The organism is Vibrio sp. HI00D65, assembly GCF_001635455.1.
Classification (GTDB): Bacteria; Pseudomonadota; Gammaproteobacteria; order Enterobacterales; family Vibrionaceae; genus Vibrio.
This window is the reverse complement of sequence record NZ_LWEH01000123.1, coordinates 47,163-64,096: the sequence shown is the minus strand read 5'-3', so window position 1 is coordinate 64,096 and position 16,934 is coordinate 47,163. Positions and strand designations below refer to the sequence as shown.

General features: G+C 44.6%; 15 protein-coding genes. 11 read left to right on the top strand and 4 right to left on the bottom strand.

From position 1 onward, the window contains the following. Nucleotides 1-205: 205 nt before the first annotated feature. The gene (gene yaaA, locus A3712_RS10465; protein WP_063523373.1) at nucleotides 206-982 is read left to right on the top strand and encodes a peroxide stress protein YaaA; all 777 of its coding nucleotides are present in this window, start codon (nucleotides 206-208) and stop codon (nucleotides 980-982) included. Nucleotides 983-1,100: 118 nt separating this feature from the next. Here yaaA and srmB read toward each other — a convergent pair whose 3' ends face one another. Both srmB and A3712_RS10455 read right to left on the bottom strand, forming a co-directional pair. Further along, entirely contained in the window at nucleotides 1,101-2,366 is a 1,266-nt protein-coding gene (srmB, locus tag A3712_RS10460; protein ID WP_063523517.1) for an ATP-dependent RNA helicase SrmB, read from the bottom strand. 106 nt (nucleotides 2,367-2,472) lie between these two features. Continuing rightward, complete coding sequence (locus tag A3712_RS10455; RefSeq protein WP_063523372.1) at nucleotides 2,473-3,201, bottom strand: tRNA1(Val) (adenine(37)-N6)-methyltransferase; 729 nt, start codon at nucleotides 3,199-3,201, stop codon at nucleotides 2,473-2,475. Between the two features lie 314 nt (nucleotides 3,202-3,515). On the opposite strand from A3712_RS10455, the gene brnQ reads away from it, so the two are divergent. Then, nucleotides 3,516-4,829, top strand: a complete 1,314-nt coding sequence (gene brnQ, locus A3712_RS10450) for a branched-chain amino acid transport system II carrier protein (RefSeq protein ID WP_063523371.1) — start codon at nucleotides 3,516-3,518, stop codon at nucleotides 4,827-4,829. A 123-nt stretch (nucleotides 4,830-4,952) separates the two neighbouring features. Here brnQ and fldB read toward each other — a convergent pair whose 3' ends face one another. Next, the gene (gene fldB, locus A3712_RS10445) at nucleotides 4,953-5,474 is read right to left on the bottom strand and encodes a flavodoxin FldB (protein WP_004739559.1); all 522 of its coding nucleotides are present in this window, start codon (nucleotides 5,472-5,474) and stop codon (nucleotides 4,953-4,955) included. A 150-nt stretch (nucleotides 5,475-5,624) separates the two neighbouring features. On the opposite strand from fldB, the gene xerD reads away from it, so the two are divergent. The 8 genes from xerD to A3712_RS10405 all read left to right on the top strand — a co-directional run bounded on the left by xerD (nucleotide 5,625) and on the right by A3712_RS10405 (nucleotide 15,079). Continuing rightward, nucleotides 5,625-6,539, top strand: a complete 915-nt coding sequence (gene xerD / locus A3712_RS10440; protein WP_063523370.1) for a site-specific tyrosine recombinase XerD — start codon at nucleotides 5,625-5,627, stop codon at nucleotides 6,537-6,539. Between the two features lie 26 nt (nucleotides 6,540-6,565). Beyond that, the gene (locus A3712_RS10435; protein ID WP_063523369.1) at nucleotides 6,566-7,345 is read left to right on the top strand and encodes a thioredoxin fold domain-containing protein; all 780 of its coding nucleotides are present in this window, start codon (nucleotides 6,566-6,568) and stop codon (nucleotides 7,343-7,345) included. Between the two features lie 114 nt (nucleotides 7,346-7,459). After that, nucleotides 7,460-9,196, top strand: coding sequence for a single-stranded-DNA-specific exonuclease RecJ (recJ, locus tag A3712_RS10430; protein WP_063523368.1), 1,737 nt, complete (start codon nucleotides 7,460-7,462; stop codon nucleotides 9,194-9,196). Between the two features lie 236 nt (nucleotides 9,197-9,432). Further along, a protein-coding gene (prfB, locus tag A3712_RS10425; RefSeq protein ID WP_100205982.1) for a peptide chain release factor 2 occupies nucleotides 9,433-10,531 on the top strand; the annotation gives its coding sequence in 2 pieces (ribosomal slippage) (nucleotides 9,433-9,507 and nucleotides 9,509-10,531; 1,098 coding nt in all). 51 nt (nucleotides 10,532-10,582) lie between these two features. Beyond that, entirely contained in the window at nucleotides 10,583-12,115 is a 1,533-nt protein-coding gene (gene lysS, locus A3712_RS10420) for a lysine--tRNA ligase (protein WP_063523367.1), read from the top strand. A 278-nt stretch (nucleotides 12,116-12,393) separates the two neighbouring features. Continuing rightward, nucleotides 12,394-13,728 (top strand): cyclic-di-GMP-binding transcriptional regulator VpsR, encoded by a 1,335-nt coding sequence (gene vpsR, locus A3712_RS10415; RefSeq protein WP_063523366.1) that lies wholly within the window; start codon nucleotides 12,394-12,396, stop codon nucleotides 13,726-13,728. A 585-nt stretch (nucleotides 13,729-14,313) separates the two neighbouring features. Further along, the gene (locus tag A3712_RS10410; protein ID WP_063523365.1) at nucleotides 14,314-14,565 is read left to right on the top strand and encodes a hypothetical protein; all 252 of its coding nucleotides are present in this window, start codon (nucleotides 14,314-14,316) and stop codon (nucleotides 14,563-14,565) included. Between the two features lie 202 nt (nucleotides 14,566-14,767). Beyond that, the gene (locus A3712_RS10405) at nucleotides 14,768-15,079 is read left to right on the top strand and encodes a DUF6482 family protein (protein ID WP_004739547.1); all 312 of its coding nucleotides are present in this window, start codon (nucleotides 14,768-14,770) and stop codon (nucleotides 15,077-15,079) included. A 54-nt stretch (nucleotides 15,080-15,133) separates the two neighbouring features. On the opposite strand, the gene mutH is transcribed toward A3712_RS10405, so the two are convergent. Continuing rightward, nucleotides 15,134-15,799, bottom strand: coding sequence for a DNA mismatch repair endonuclease MutH (gene mutH, locus A3712_RS10400; RefSeq protein ID WP_063523516.1), 666 nt, complete (start codon nucleotides 15,797-15,799; stop codon nucleotides 15,134-15,136). A 616-nt stretch (nucleotides 15,800-16,415) separates the two neighbouring features. Between mutH and rppH the strand changes: the two genes are divergently transcribed. Then, nucleotides 16,416-16,934, top strand: coding sequence for an RNA pyrophosphohydrolase (rppH, locus tag A3712_RS10395; RefSeq protein WP_004739545.1), 519 nt, complete (start codon nucleotides 16,416-16,418; stop codon nucleotides 16,932-16,934).

Genomic DNA, 16,934 nt, shown 5'->3' with positions numbered 1-16,934 from the left:
AGCGCTCATCTTAAACGATTGCAAAGGCTAAGGTCTCGACCTTAGCCTTTTTCTTTGCCTGCGTTTCCATTCTCAGCGACTTTTGATGATTGAAAGTGGGTGGTTAGAATCATCTATCAAAGTAATAGGAAGACTCATAAAGACAAGTTGATGTTTTTTCTATACTCTAGCAGCATCCAGTTAGATAACCGATTAGGGTAAAGTTATGTTAGTTGTCGTGTCTCCAGCCAAAACACTTGATTACGAATCACCATTAGCGACAGAACGCTTTAGTCAGCCTGAGTTTGTTGAACACTCTGCTGAACTGATTGAAGAGTGCCGCAAGCTGACACCAGTAGATGTCTCTGCATTGATGAAAGTGAGCGATAAGATCGCAGGGTTGAACGTAGCGCGCTTTGAGCAGTGGAGCGAAACTTTTACCCAAGAGAATGCACGTCAAGCCATCCTTGCCTTCAAAGGTGATGTATACACAGGCCTAGACGCTGAAACACTGTCGGATGAAGATTTTGACTACGCACAGAACCACCTGCGTATGCTTTCTGGTCTTTACGGCTTACTAAAGCCACTTGATTTGATGCAACCTTACCGTCTAGAAATGGGCACGCGTTTAGCGAATGCTCGCGGTACTAACTTGTACCAGTTCTGGGGCAATATCATCACAGACAAGCTGAATGAAGCGTTGAACGCTCAAGGCGACAATGTGCTGATCAACCTAGCATCTAACGAGTACTTCAAAGCGGTAAAACCAAAGAACTTGGATGGCCAAGTGATTACACCAGTATTCAAAGACTGCAAGAATGGTCAATACAAGGTGATCAGTTTCTACGCGAAAAAGGCGCGTGGCATGATGGCTCGCTACATCATTGAGAACAAAGTGGACTCAATTGAAGCGCTTACTAAGTTTGATACCGCGGGTTACTACTTCGTAGAAGAAGAATCGAACGCGAAAGAGCTAGTCTTCAAGCGTGAAGAGCAAAACTAGACGTTGTTTATTCAAGGTACAAGTTTACGCTAGATACCAACTAGATATAGAAAAGCCCCATGCAGTTCGCTGCATGGGGCTTTTTGTTGAATCATTCAGAAGTTAGCAAGTCAGCAGATTACTTTTTCTTTGCAGCTTTCTTTTTCTTCGCGATTTTTTTCTTCTTCGCGAGCTTCTGCTTCTCTAATGCTTTCTTATCTTCTTTCTTTGGTTTCTTTTTCTTCGTTACAGCGGCTTTCTTGTGCGTTGGGCGCATTCCTTCAACGAAGCGCTCTTTGATTGCTTCTTTGGTGTAACGAGCAACGCGTTCAATCATTAATTGATCGTGTGCTTCGATTAGAGAAACCGCATTACCTTTTTTACCTGCACGAGCCGTACGGCCAATTCGGTGTAGGTAAACATCAGCAGTGCGTGGCATGTCGTAGTTAATTACGTGGCTTACATCTGGAAGGTCGATACCACGAGCTGCTACGTCAGTTGCTAACAGCACGTTTACAGTGCCATCACGGAAACGAGCAATCGCATTGTTACGACGGTCTTGGGGCATCTCGCCTTGAATCCAAGCACATGGAATCTGAGCGCTCTCTAGTAGCGCGCGCAGGTCACCTAAACGCTCACGAGTCTTTAAGAAGACGATACTACGCTCAGCTTCTTTAGTAATGATGTGTTTTAGCAGCTCGAGTTTATGCTCTGCTGTGTCTGCACGATGGTACCACTGAGTGATCTTTTTACGTTCACGTAGTGATGATTTTGCATCGATCTCTGCTGGGTTGTTCAGTAGGTCTTCAGTGAAACCTTCAACACCTTTACCTTCTAGCGTTGCTGAGAAAAGTAAAGTTTGCTTACGCCAGCGACACTCTGCAGATAGACGATCAACAACAGGACCAAAGCCCATGTCTAGCATGCGATCTGCTTCATCTAGGATCAGCCATTCAATTGCACGACAATCAAAGCGCTCAGCTTCGATGTATTCCATTAGGCGGCCTGGAGTCGCAACAACGATGTCTTGGGTAGTGCCAAGAATGTCTGCGTGCTCTTGGTACATCACACCACCTGTGATGGTGAAGATGTTCAGTGCAGTGTATTTCGCAAGCTCACGAGCTTGGTCAGTGATCTGCATTGCTAGCTCACGCGTTGGCGTCAGGATAAGCATACGAGCAGGGCCCGCTTTCTTACGAGGGAAATCCTGAAGGTACTGAAGTGCTGGCAGTACGAATGATGCTGTTTTACCTGTACCTGTTGGCGCAGATGCCAAAACGTCTCTTCCATCTAACGCTTGTGGGATTGCTTCAGCTTGTATCTGTGTTGGGCGTTCGTAGCCCATTTCGTCAATTGCTTTAAGCAGCTCTTGGTTTAGATCGAGTTCTGCAAAGGTTCTGATCACTGTTGTTTCTCCACAAGCAATAAATATTTCTGCCTCAAAAAGCAGACGATAAAAAGAGTAGTCGGACATTATAGAAGCATTAGTGATTAGGATCACATGGTATTTGCTACATCTTGAGATAAAAATCTTTGGTAAGTGCAATAAATGCCTCGCTATAACCATCTTGATGGTGAATGGTGAGCGATTCACACTGCAAATCTTGCTCGCATGCAGGATCTTTCGATAACTCAAAAAGAATTCGACTTGCGGGCTTCTTGTCTGTGGTTTTGACATCAAGACGCTTGGCTAAGTACCAACCACTCCGTTTAGCAAGCTTGATGAAATCTTCCCCCTCAGGCGTTGGCAGTATAAAACTGGCCGTCGCTGTTTCGGTTGTGATCTCAAAACATCGCTTAGCAAGTTGCAGGTGATCCAAGCTATCGGTATGTCTGGCTGTTGCCCTTTGGCTCTGCTGTGACTGCTCTCCTGAGTTGAAGTAGGGTGGGTTGCAGATTACTGAGTCAAACTTTTTCAGAAAGTCGGTGGTGAGTACACTGCCATCATGCAGAGTGATGCGATCTTGCCATGGCGACTGCTCAATATTAATGGTCGCAGCCTCAATCGCGTGTGGATCAATATCGATCGCGGAGATCGATATGTCAGCAAAGCGCTGCGCGGCCATCAAAGCCAAAAGCCCAGTGCCTGTCCCAATATCGAGTACTGATGACTTAGGTGCAAGGCTCACCCACGCGCCGAGTAGCACGCCATCAGTACTGACTGGCATACCGCTTTGCCCACCATAAATTGAGAATTGCTTAAAATTGAAACTTTTAGTCTGCACGATTTTGTCTTTCATGAATGTTCTGAGTGTCCAGATATTTTAAGTGATTAGCTCTATTGTTAATAAAATGTGCGAATCAATGTTCTGATTGATGGTTTATTGTTGTAGATTATGATTAGTTGATAATTATGGCTATTTACCCATAACTAGTGTAATCGACTGCTTTTGGTTGATATATGCAAATTTATATGGTGTTTTTGTGTGGTGACTTGCAGCTAGCCAAGTGTTTCGTCATTATGCGCGACTATTTTATAGATTGAGTGGCAGCTTTTCGCTGTAACATTCACGTAAGCACAACATAAATTCATAAATATAATTAAGGATTATCTGTGAAACAGAGTTTAAAACTAACAGATATAATGGCATTGGGCTTTATGCTTTTTGCGTTTTTCTTGGGTGCAGGTAACATCATCTTCCCACCTCTAGCTGGCCAATTGGCTGGTGATCATTTTCTTCCAGCGATGTCCGGTTTCCTGCTGACTGCCGTTGGTCTGCCGTTAATCACTATCGTAGCCGTCGCACTTGCGGGAGGCTCTTGGGATCATCTAACCAAAGATCTTCCTAAGAAAGCAGCGACTGTCATGGCTGTGTTGATCTTCATTATCATTGGTCCTGCATTTGCTGCACCACGTACCGGCCTTGTTGCTTATGAGATGGCGGTGAAACCGTTCTTCATCGATGCCTCTCAAACTCACCTAACATTCTTTTCTATCTCATTTTTTGTGGTTGCCATGTTCTTCTCATGGTCTCAAGGTAAGCTAATTGACGTTATCGGCAAGGTTCTAACACCAGCACTTTTCATCGGTTTAGTTGTACTGGCGGTTGCTGTATTTGTTAACCCTCAGGGCGATATTCTTGGTGCTCACGGTGAATACATCACTCAGCCATTAACGAAAGGTTTCCTTGAAGGTTACAACACCATGGATACTTTTGCTTCACTGATGTTTGGTATGCTGATTGTGGACTCTATCCGCAGCAAAGGCATCACTGACCGTGCAGCGACGACTAAGTATCTAATCAGCGCAGGTTGCATTGCAGCGGCGGGTCTAGCATTCGTTTACATTTCTCTGTTCTACCTGGGTGCAACAAGCGCAACAGTAGCAGCGGGTGCGGACAACGGCGGTGCGATACTTAGCCTATACGTTCAATCACTGTTTGGTCCCTCAGGTCAGCTAGTACTTTCTGTTATCGTACTGCTAGCGTGTCTAACAACAGCGATTGGCCTTGTGTCTGCGTGTTCTGACTACTTCAGTTCATTAACGCCGCTGTCTTACAAGACTTGGGTAATCATCAACGGTGTTGCTTGTGCAACTATAGCGAACGTTGGCCTCTCTCAGCTTATTTCTCTGTCTGTTCCTGTGTTGTTTGCGCTGTACCCAGTAGCAATTGCATTGGTAGTTCTGACCTTCTTGCGTAGCCGTTTCCCTAATCCAAAAGTGGCGTACCGCGTTGTGGTATTAGTGTCACTACTGTTCGCTCTTATCGATGGTGCGAAAGTAGCGGGTATTGATGTATCAGCACTGAAGATGCTGCCTCTGTTCGAGATCGGCATGGGTTGGTTACTGCCAACGGCTGCAGCAATCATCTGTATGTTCTTTGTTGGTAAGTCAGCAGAGCAAGAGATGGCAGAAGAGACGGTTTAATCTGTGATTGAGATTAGATAGTTATTCTGGATGACATAGAAAAGGCCTCATTACTTTGCAGTAGTGAGGCCTTTTTGTATTCTGTCTGTTTTGAACTGAACAGCTTGTGGAGAGCTTATCTACTTACAGCTTCTCGCTGTACTCAACTAGAACTTGTTCAACCCAGCTCGCGATACGCTCGTCGCTCAGTTCGTATTGTGAGTCTTCATCAAGCGCCAAGCCTACGAACTGTGATTGGTCTTCGGTGAGCGCTTTAGACGCCTCGAATTCGTAGCTGTCGTCGTTTGGCCAGAAGCCAACAAATTGAGCTCCGGCAGTTTTTAGTTCGTCATGCAGTAGACCCATTGCATCCAAGAACCACTCGCCGTAACCCTCTTGGTCACCTAAGCCAAACAGTGCCACAACCTTACCTTTTACTGGTGTCGTCGCGATATCGTCCCAAAGCTCATTCCAATCTTCTTGGATTTCGCCAAAGTCCCACGTAGAAATCCCCAGAAGTAATAGGTCGTAGTCTGCCATTAATGAAAGCGGAGTCTCTTTCACGTTATGGATATCAACTAGGTCTTCACCAATAATGCCGCGAATTTTTTCTGCTGCCATTTCTGTGTAGCAGGTGGTTGAGCCGTAAAATAATCCAATTTTCATAGCAAACGTTCGATTTTAATTTCAGATGGCGAATTCTAACCATAAATCGACTTCAATTGCAGCGATTATCCACTCAAGGTGTAATTTTTATGGCTTTCATATTTGCTCTGGCATACTCTCAAAACAGTTTCCAATATTGTGAGTAACACTATGCAGTCGCCTCAAGGGCAGAGCGCAGACCACGGTCTAGTTGAGCAGTTTTTAGATGCTATGTGGATGGAGCGAGGGTTATCAGAGAATACTCTTGTCTCGTATCGTACTGATTTATCCAAGCTATTAACGTGGATGGAACAGAATAATTATCGCCTCGACTTTATTAGTCTCTCTGGGTTACAGGACTACCAAAGCTGGTTGGTTGATGCGGATTTTAAGCAGACCTCCCGTGCTCGTATGTTGTCGGCGATTCGTCGTTTATTTCAATACCTGCATCGTGAGAAAGTCAGAGCCGATGATCCGAGTGCGTTGTTGATCAGCCCTAAGCTACCACAACGTCTGCCAAAAGACCTAAGTGAAGAGCAAGTAGATGCTTTGCTTGATGCGCCCGATCCGAATGACCCGATTGAGCTTCGCGATAAGGCGATGCTTGAGTTATTATATGCAACTGGTTTGCGTGTTACGGAGCTGGTCAGCCTAACGATGGAAAACATCAGCCTAAGACAGGGCGTGGTGCGTGTTATTGGTAAGGGCGGTAAAGAGCGCTTGGTGCCAATGGGCGAAAACGCTGTGGACTGGATTGAGAGTTTTATCGAACAAGGGCGTCCACAACTGCTTGGTGAAAACAGTTCAGATGTGGTTTTTCCAAGCAAGCGAGCTAAGCAAATGACCCGTCAGACGTTTTGGTATCGTATTAAGCATTACGCGGTTGTCGCGGGTATTGACACAAAATTGCTCTCCCCGCACGTTTTAAGACACGCTTTTGCTACTCACTTACTGAACTATGGTGCCGATCTTAGGGTCGTACAGATGTTGCTTGGGCATAGTGACTTATCGACAACCCAAATTTATACTCACGTGGCGACCGAAAGGCTGAAGCAAATTCATACTCAGCATCACCCTCGTGCTTAAATCCATTTATTTTTAAGGTGAACTTAATGAGCGTATTACGCCGTCTTCCTCTATTAGCGCTTCCGCTGATGATCACTGCATGTAATGCATCAGAAGTGAAAGTAGAACAAACCACAACAGCTGCAGAGGTTGCTTCAGCGCAAGATATTGATACCGCAGCGCTAACCAAGCGTTTTGAAAAAATCGGCATCAAGGTCAATAAGATTGTTCCTTCTGATATTGATGGTCTTCTAGAGATTCAAACCAACAGTGGCATTATCTTCTCATCTCCAGCTGGCGATCATTTTCTAGCGGGTACACTTTACTCTCTGGATGAGAACGGCAAATTCAGCGATGTATTGGCAGAGCGTCAAGCGCCTATCAATGCAGAGAAAGTAGCGGCACTGTCTGATACGGTTATCGAATACAAAGCAGACAACGAAAAGTATGTTGTGACTGTGTTTACTGACATCACTTGTGGTTATTGTGTTCGTCTACACAGCCAGATGCAGGGCTACAATGACCTAGGTATCACGGTGCGTTACATGGCATACCCACGTCAAGGTGGTACTGGCCAAGTGGCAGACCAAATGGCAGCTATCTGGGCTTCTGACGATCCAAAAGCCGCAATGCACAATGCTAAGGTAGAGCGTAAGATGCCAGCTTCAAGTAAAGACCTTGAAGATAAGAAACAGATCATCGCTAAGCAGTACCAACTAGGCCGTGAGCTTGGTATTAATGGTACACCAGCTATCGTATTGGCAAGCGGTGAGTTGGTGAGTGGTTACTTACCTCCAGCACAGCTGCTTCAGCGTCTAGAGCAGTAGTCTCTAACAGAGCTGTCACAGTCGCCATCAGTTAATATGGCGACTTTATTACTTATTTATTCCCATGTTTTTTGATTTAAGGAGTGGCCTGATTGATATCAGGCCCATTTTTATATGATAGAGATTCAACGCCGTCCTGAGGTCGACATTTCCGTTTTACCAGCTCATTTACCAGATCTGTTAAAACGTATCTATGTGAGCCGCGGAGTCAACAGTGCAGACCAACTTGAGACTGCAGCGAAAGGCCTACACTCCTATCAGAAACTAGGCGGCATTGATGCTGCCGTTGAATTGTTGTTTAACGCGATTCAGCATCAAAAACGCATTATTGTTGTTGGCGACTTTGATGCCGATGGTGCAACCAGCTCTGCGTTGTCGGTACTTGCACTGCGAATGCTTGGCAGTTCAAATGTTGATTACCTAGTACCAAACCGTTTTGAAGATGGCTACGGCCTCAGTCCTGAAGTGGTGGAGCAAGCAATTGAGATCGGTGCAGAAGTGATCATGACGGTTGATAACGGTGTCTCTTCGATTGAAGGGGTACGTTTTGCTAAAGAGAAAGGTTTAGAAGTTCTGGTCACTGACCATCACTTACCGGGCAGTGAATTGCCTATGGTTGATGCGATGGTGAACCCGAATCTAGAGAGCTGTGCATTTCCGTCTAAAGCGCTCGCTGGTGTTGGCGTGGCTTTCTATTTGATGATGGCACTGTGTGTGCACATGCGTAAACTGAATTGGTTTGCTGAACGTGGCATGACAGAGCCTAAGCTGATGGAGCTAATAGATCTCGTCGCTCTAGGTACGGTTGCGGATGTGGTACCACTTGATGAGAACAACCGAATTTTAGTACACCAAGGCTTACAACGTATTCGAGCGGGTAAGGCTCGTCCGGGTATTCAAGCTTTGATTGAGATTGCCAAGCGAGATGCAAAGCGTTTGGTCGCTTCGGATTTTGGTTTTGCACTGGGTCCTCGTATCAATGCTGCGGGTCGACTTGACGATATGTCGTTTGGTGTTGAGCTGCTAATGAGCAACAACATCCACGCTGCACGTCGCATGGCGAGCGAGCTTGATGGTTTGAACCAGACTCGTAAAGAGATCGAAGAGGGCATGAAGCAAGAAGCGATGGCTTTCTGTGAGCGCCTTGAGTTTGGAAAAGACGACCTGCCTTCTGGTTTGGCATTATTCCAACGTGATTGGCACCAAGGTGTGATTGGTATTTTGGCTTCGCGTATCAAAGACAAATACCATCGGCCTGTGATTGCGTTCGCCGATGGTGGAGAAGGGAGCATTAAAGGTTCTTGCCGCTCGATTCCGGGTTTGCACATGCGCGATGCCCTAGACCGTATCGACACTCAAAACCCTAGTTTGATTCTTAAGTTTGGTGGTCACGCAATGGCGGCAGGCTTAACGATCATGGAAAAGGACTTTGAACGCTTTAGTAAATTGTTCAACGATGTAGTGAAGCAAGAACTCGGAGAAACGGCACTTAAGGGCATCATCTTGTCTGACGGTGAGTTGTTACCTGAAGAGTTCTCGATGCACACCGCCGAGACGCTACGCGCGGGGGGGCCTTGGGGACAAGCATTCCCTGAGCCGATCTTCGATGGTGAGTTTAAAGTGTTGCACCAAAAGCTGGTAGGTGAAAAACACCTTAAGTTGATGTTAGAGCCATTATACAAAGGCCACCCAACTAATGTGATGATCGACGGCATCGCTTTCAATGTTGATTTACGCCGCTGGCCAGATGCTTCAGTAAAAACCGTGCATCTTGCCTATAAGCTGGATATTAACGAATTTCGTGGTAACCAGTCATTGCAGTTAATGGTTGACCACATTGAAGCAAAATAGCCGCTTTTCACCGAGATTACGGCTTTCATCGCACTATTCAAATAACAAGCTCGGCGCCGAATTCCGGGCTTGTTTTGCCTCTACCTTGTGCCTAAATCGCGCTAATTTCTGAGCTAAGAGCTTTATATTGTTGTAAGTGACTGAATATTGGTTTGTCCTCTAAAAATTTCTGTATCTCCGTCACACTTTTGAGTACAATTCTCCGGTTAAATTCTACTCATAAATGATGAGCTAAAATGTTTGAAATCAATCCTATAAAAAACCGTCTACAGGATGTGTCTGAGCGCACAAATATCCTGAGGGGGTACCTTTGACTATGACGCAAAGAAAGAGCGTCTAGAAGAAGTAAACGCAGAATTAGAACAACCGGATGTATGGAACGAACCTGAGCGTGCTCAAGCGCTAGGTAAAGAGCGTTCTGCACTGGAAGCGGTAGTAGAAACGATTGACCAACTTGACCAAGGTGTTGAGGATGTTGATGGCCTACTAGAGCTAGCGGTTGAAGAAGAAGATCAAGAAACGTTCGACGAAATTGAACCAGAATTAGCGGAGCTTGAAGCTAAGCTAGGTAAACTTGAGTTCCGTCGTATGTTCTCTGGTGAGCATGACGCTTCAGATTGTTATATCGATCTACAGTCGGGTTCAGGTGGTACTGAAGCACAAGACTGGACTTCAATGATGCTACGCATGTACTTGCGTTGGGCGGAAGCGAAGGGCTTCAAAACGGAAGTTATCGAAGTATCTGAAGGTGAAGTTGCTGGTTTGAAAGGTGCAACAGTACGTATCTCTGGTGAGTACGCGTACGGTTGGTTACGTACAGAGACAGGTGTTCACCGTCTAGTTCGTAAATCACCATTTGATTCAAGTGGCCGCCGTCATACATCATTTGCTTCTGCGTTTATCTACCCAGAGATTGATGACAACATTACGATTGATATTAACCCTTCTGACTTACGTATTGACGTATACCGTGCTTCGGGCGCTGGTGGTCAACACGTAAACACCACTGAGTCTGCGGTACGTATTACTCACGTGCCTACCAACACAGTGGTTCAATGTCAGAATGACCGTTCGCAGCACAAGAACAAAGATCAAGCGATGAAGCAGCTACGTGCTAAGCTTTTTGAGCTTGAGATTCAAAAACAAAATGCTGAAAAACAAGCGAACGAAGATACTAAATCAGACATCGGTTGGGGCAGTCAAATCCGCTCTTACGTACTGGATGATTCACGTATCAAAGATTTACGCACTGGCATTGAAAACCGTAATACTCAAGCGGTTCTTGATGGCGACCTAGATAAATTTATCGAAGCTAGCCTGAAATCAGGTTTATAAGCTTTTCACCGACAAAACTATTTTCATAAAGAAAGACAGGATACATCGAAAATGACTGATGCTGTTCAAAACGAAAACGCACAAGAAGGCTCTTTACCTGAAGAGAATAAGCTAATTGCTGAGCGTCGTGCCAAGCTGGATCATATCCGCAAGAGCTGCAAAGCAAACGGCCACCCAAATGACTTCCGTCGTGAGCACCTAGCTGGCGACCTTCAAGCGGAATTCGGTGAAAAGACTAAAGAAGAACTAGAAGAGCTAAACCACGTTGTTGCTATTGCCGGTCGTGTAATGGCTAAGCGTGGTCCATTCCTAGCGATTCAAGAAACGTCTGGCCGTATCCAAGCATACGCAGCAAAAGACGTACAAAAAGTACTTAAAGAGCAGTACCAAGGCCTAGATATCGGTGACATCATCGGTGTTAAAGGTGCACTTCACAAGTCAGGTAAAGGTGACCTTTACGTGAACATGGAAGAGTTTGAATTGCTAACTAAAGCACTTCGCCCTCTACCAGAGAAGTTCCACGGTCTAACTGACCAAGAGATGCGTTACCGTCAGCGTTACGTTGACCTAATCGTGAACGAAGACTCTCGTAACGCATTCATCGTACGTTCTAAGCTTGTTTCTTCAATCCGTAACTTCATGAGCTCAAAAGGCTACCTAGAAGTGGAAACGCCAATGATGCACGTGATCCCTGGTGGTGCAACAGCACGTCCATTTATCACGCACCACAATGCACTAGACATCGACATGTACCTACGTGTTGCTCCTGAGCTTTACCTGAAGCGTCTAGTAGTGGGTGGTTTTGACCGTGTATTCGAGATCAACCGTAACTTCCGTAACGAAGGTCTATCACCACGTCACAACCCAGAATTCACAATGATGGAATTCTACCAAGCGTACTCTGACTACAAAGATCTGATGGATCTAACAGAAGAGATGTTAAGCACTGCGGCTATGGACGTTCTTGGTTCGACTTCTATGCCTTACGGTGACGAAACAGTAGAGTTTGGTGGTAAGTACGCTCGCATGAGCATGTTTGAAGCAATCAAACACTACAACCCTGAGCACGCTGAGATCCAAGCGCTAACAGAAGAAGACTTACAAGACCGTGAGAAGATGGTAGCAATCGCGAAATCTGTACACGTTGAAGTAGAGACATTCTGGACATGTGGTCAGCTTCTAGAAGAGATCTTTGGTGAAACGGCTGAGCCTCAGTTAATTCAACCAACGTTCATCACTGGTTACCCAGCGGACATCTCTCCTCTAGCTCGTCGTAGCGATGACAACCCGTTCTTCACAGACCGTTTTGAGTTCTTCATCGGCGGCCGTGAAGTAGCAAACGGCTTCTCTGAGCTTAACGATGCAGAAGACCAAGACGAGCGTTTCAAAGCACAAGTTAACGCGAAAGACGCAGGCGATGATGAAGCAATGTACTACGATGCAGACTACATCACAGCACTTGAGCACGGCCTACCGCCAACTGCTGGTCAAGGTATCGGTATCGACCGTCTAGCAATGCTATTTACAAACACGCACACAATCCGTGACGTGATCTTGTTCCCGGCAATGCGCCCACAAGCGTAATTATCGCTTAAGGGTTACCGCAACTCAATCCAAGAAAAAGCCACCTTCGGGTGGCTTTTTCTGTTTTTAGGCCTCAAAACCTAGCCTATACCGCACTCTTGATTCGAAAAGTCATTATTTCTGACATAGTCTTACTAATGAGACATAAAATCTAAGATAGTCTATTTACTGTAGGTTTCTGCATTGAATACGATCTCGCGGCATTTTGCTAAGCGAATAAGCGGTGACTCGTATTAGCCTGATTTAAATAAAAATAGAATAAGGAATAAGGAAGAAGGATGGGAACTCAATTTAAGATGGATTCCTTGCCAGGTTCTCTTATCGTCGTTGGTGGTGCGTACGAACCCTGGTTATCTGTATTAGAGCAAGTGGGTTGGCAGTGTACTCAGTGTGCTGACTTACGAAAAGCGGATGCCTTGATTAATGAAATTGGTCCATGTATTGGCATTGTGGATCTTAGCCATGATGAATTCAGCCTTAATGGTATTGCTAACCTTGTGAGCAACAACAAGCAGGTAAGATGGCTCGCGTTTATCCGTGAATCTCAATTAAGTTCAGATACGATCTGCCAGTTTATCGTTAACTTTTGTATCGACTTTTTCACCGCCCCGATCCCAGACGCTCAGCTGCTAAGCACCATTGGTCACCAGTTAGGAATGCTTAAGCTTGAACAGAAAGTATGGCCAAACTACGGCATTAACAACAATATGGGGTTGCTAGGCGACTCTGTGGCTGTGAAACGCCTAAGAGACCAAGTGAAGCGTATTGGCCCAACGGATGTCAGTATTCTGATTTATGGAGAGAGCGGTTCAGGTAAAGAGACGATAGCACGATCTATTCATCAAAACTCCTCACGATCTCAAAAGCCATTTCTAACGGTGAACTGCCGTGCCTTGTCTGAAATGAGAATAGAATCTGAGGTGTTTGGTATTTCCGAACAGCCAATGTCTTCTCCTTGTATGTTAGAAGAGGCTGATGGCGGCACTATCTTGCTCAATGATGTTTTGGCAATGCCACGCAATCAACAATTGAATCTGCTGCGCTTTTTGCAGGAAGGTAAGATTGAAACGGCTGATGGACCTAAGTCTGTGGATGTTCGTATTCTGGCAGCAAACTCGTCTGATATCGAAAAAGCCTTAATCGAAGGGGATTTCAACGAAGAGCTTTATCACTACATTAATGTGCTACGCATTCATGTACCGAGCCTCAAAGAGCGTGTGAGTGATATCTCTGTACTCGCCAATCACTTCCTACGAGAGTATTCGAAAGAGTTTAATGCTCAGGCAAAGAGTTTTTCAGAAGATGCTATTCGTTCGATGAATCGTTACCACTGGCCAGGTAATGTCCGCGAATTGATGAACCAGATAAAGCGCGTTGTGTTGATGTCGGATGCTGTGATCATTGAGGATCAGCAGCTTGATTTGCCAAAGCAGAATGATGAGCGACGTAGCTTGAAGAGCATTCGTGAACGTTCAGAGCGTGATGCCTTACTGATCGTCTTGGAATCTTATGGTGGACAGGTTTCATTAGCCGCTAAGGAACTGGGTGTGTCGCGGGCAACCATGTACCGTTTGCTGAATAAGCACAGTCTGATTTCTGAGGGGGTTGTGTAGAACTCCTTTCTAAATCATTAAATCTGTTAGTGTCAATTTAAGAGTCATGCATGATGCGTGGCTTTTTGTTGCTTATCGCTGCCTTTGTGTTCGAACAATCGGGAGGTGAGCTCTTGGTCATTAAGATAGATATGCTGTGATTTTATATAATCATAGTGAATATCTTATATATAAATGAATATGCAACTGATATTTTAGATGAATGCATTGTTTTGAAAATGTTAACCAATTATCGGTTGAATAATATACTCACTTGGTTAGACTTTAAACGTGAAAGCAGCGATTTAACAAAGACTTGCCCGCTTTTACTACCCCATTTCTTTTTGGATTTTTTAGTTAGCTTGGAGGCGCAAATGAAACATTTCGATTTTATACAGCACATTTGCGCATCGTTTGAACCGTGTACTGACATGGTGACTGTTATGTCACAAATCTCAGCCATGGCCGATCGAAACACACAAGATAAACCTAACTAATAGATCCGTATCCTTATTTGGCTGCGGAAAAATAGCAGCTAAGTGAGAAGCCCTCATACTATCTAACACGCTATTTTTCCTCAGTTTATTCAACAACTGGAGAGTCATTATGCGTCACTCAGTATATTTAAAATTAGCAACAGTCCTTATCCGTGCCGATCTTCGTCGTGAAGAGCGGGAATGGCAGCGAAAAGTACGTCGTAGTTCACTAGACCTACCATGGCACAACACTCATTTGCTAAGAGATATTGGCCTTGAGACCGATGGTCGTCCAATTGGTTTCTCTGAACCTGAAGTGGTCACCATTGAACGTCGCGTTCGTCATCTTCGTCGTGTCCTTAGTGCGCGAATACCGACGTAATCTGTAGGGGTTGATAGCACCATCAACCCCTTAAATAATCGACAGTGATGGTTAGGTGTCAAAGTGGGAGCTTTGAACTAGAACTGGCAAAAAGAGAGAAGCACAGGCTTCTCTCTTTTTGCTTTTTTAAGCTTGAAAGATCAGCCCACCCTAGTAAACAAAAAGAGTTCTACTAAGCTAAAGAGAGCAAGGGAGGCCTGTTATGCAAAAGCATCAATTAGACATGTGGTTACATGGAGATCACAAAGACTCGTACCAGACACCGAAAGTGTACGTTATTGGTTGTTCTGACATCTCAGAATATCTACTAGCCGTGGAGTATAAACACAAGCTAGAGCCAGTAAAACAAGATGGTGAACCGCTTCACTTTGGATCTTTGGATCAAGTGAAAGAAGAGTTACTCCGGCTAGGTTTTGAGAAGGCCTACCTTCGTTTACACAATGCTTACGACGAATTTGGTAACGAGCCAAGTCAAAGCTACTGCGATATTGAATTAGCGTTGAAACCTCATTAGATACTAGCCCTTAGCGCCTTACTTTTTAGTCATTGATGCATGGCTATCAAGGTACTATGCGTAGTGTGTCGTGAGTATGTTATGAGTAAATTGAGTTCGTAAATAGAATCCACGAGGTTTGGTTTTGATTGGCTTGCCACTCGCACCATAGGCCTCGGTTAAAACGCGGCTGTTTGCGGCCTTTGGACGCAGATGCAGTGCTTCTCCATGCCTTGCAGTGATCTGTTCAACATTCCCTAAAACGATCAACTCCATCAGCTCTTCCCAATCTCTTTTGAGTATTTCGTCTTCAGCCTCGCTTGGCGTCCACAATAGTGGTGATCCAACGTGTCTCTCTACTAATGGGATTTCTCTTTCGCCTTCTACTGGAATCCACAACACTTTAGATAGCTTGTTACGAACGTGGCTGGTCTCCCATGTCAGCCCTTGTACACCCATTAATGGTGCAACACAAACAAATGTGGTTTCGAGTGGCTTACCAGAATAGCCAATAGGAATACTCTTAAGTTCGATGCCTAGTTTCGCGAAATCTTGTTCTGGTTTACTGCCAGCGGGTGCGCCTAAGTGCCACTCTAACAGCTGTCCAACCCATCCTTTATCTCGTTTAAGATCATTAGGCATGTCCATCTCTGCTTCATCGGCGAGCTCTTTGAAGGTCATCCCGGCGATCGCATACGCTCGCTCTAACAGCTCTTCTTGTGTTTGTGGTTCTGGTTTCATAATAAAAGGTATGATCAAAAAAACGATTTTATCAGAAGTTATCACCAAATGACGACTGGTTAAGAAATGATCTCCTAGCCTGAAAAGGGATCAAAGTTAGGGTTATCCACAGGGCATAAAGGTAATTAATTGAAATATTAATTTAGTGGATAAATAAACAGGGGTTTTTGGCGGATAAACTGCTTGCCAAATGGGGTGTAAAATGAATCTTTCACTTGGTAGTGTGGATAAACACCGGGGTGGTCGATCTTTGAGCAGCTTGTATTTTCAAAAGATCTTTTGGTTTTTTATCGTGCTTTGTTTTTATGTTTTATATTTAAATGTTTGTTTTTTATGTTTTTGTTTCTTGTTCTCTTCGAGGTATTGTGTTGGTGTTGATTAATCTATGGATTAAAAAAAACGATTGCGACTAATTCTTCACATAGTTATTCACAGAAAAGGTGAATAAATGTGGTCTAGGTCTCACTATTGTGTGGGTAACTCAAATTTGAGCAAAACTTATCCATATTCACAGATAATATTCATAAATATAGCGCTTATCACGTCACTAAGTTTGCTCCAATTGGGGATATGTGGAAAAATCAGTGTAATTAAAAATTTAGATAGAGGTTGGCCAGTGATAGATGGCGATGGTTACCGATTAAATGTTGGTATTGTAATCTGTAACAACCATGGTCAGGTCTTCTGGGCTAAACGATACGGGCAACATTCATGGCAATTCCCTCAAGGGGGAATAGATGAAGGTGAAACTCCGGAACAGGCAATGTACCGTGAGTTGTATGAAGAGGTTGGCCTTACTAAAAAGGATGTCAAGATCGTCGCGACAAGTCGTCATTGGTTACGTTATAAGCTACCCAAACGACTGGTTCGATGGGATTCTAAACCTGTCTGTATTGGACAAAAACAGAAGTGGTTCCTTTTACGCTTAGATTGCGATGAATCGCGTATCAATATGCAGCGTGGGAGTACACCTGAGTTTGATGGTTGGCGTTGGGTGAGTTACTGGTACCCAGTTAGACAAGTTGTTTCTTTTAAGCGAGATGTTTACCGTCGAGCTATGAAAGAGTTCGCATCTTTAGCAATGCCGTTTAAAGAGCGAAAAACAAAAGGAAAACGCAAATTGCGTAGAGGTTAA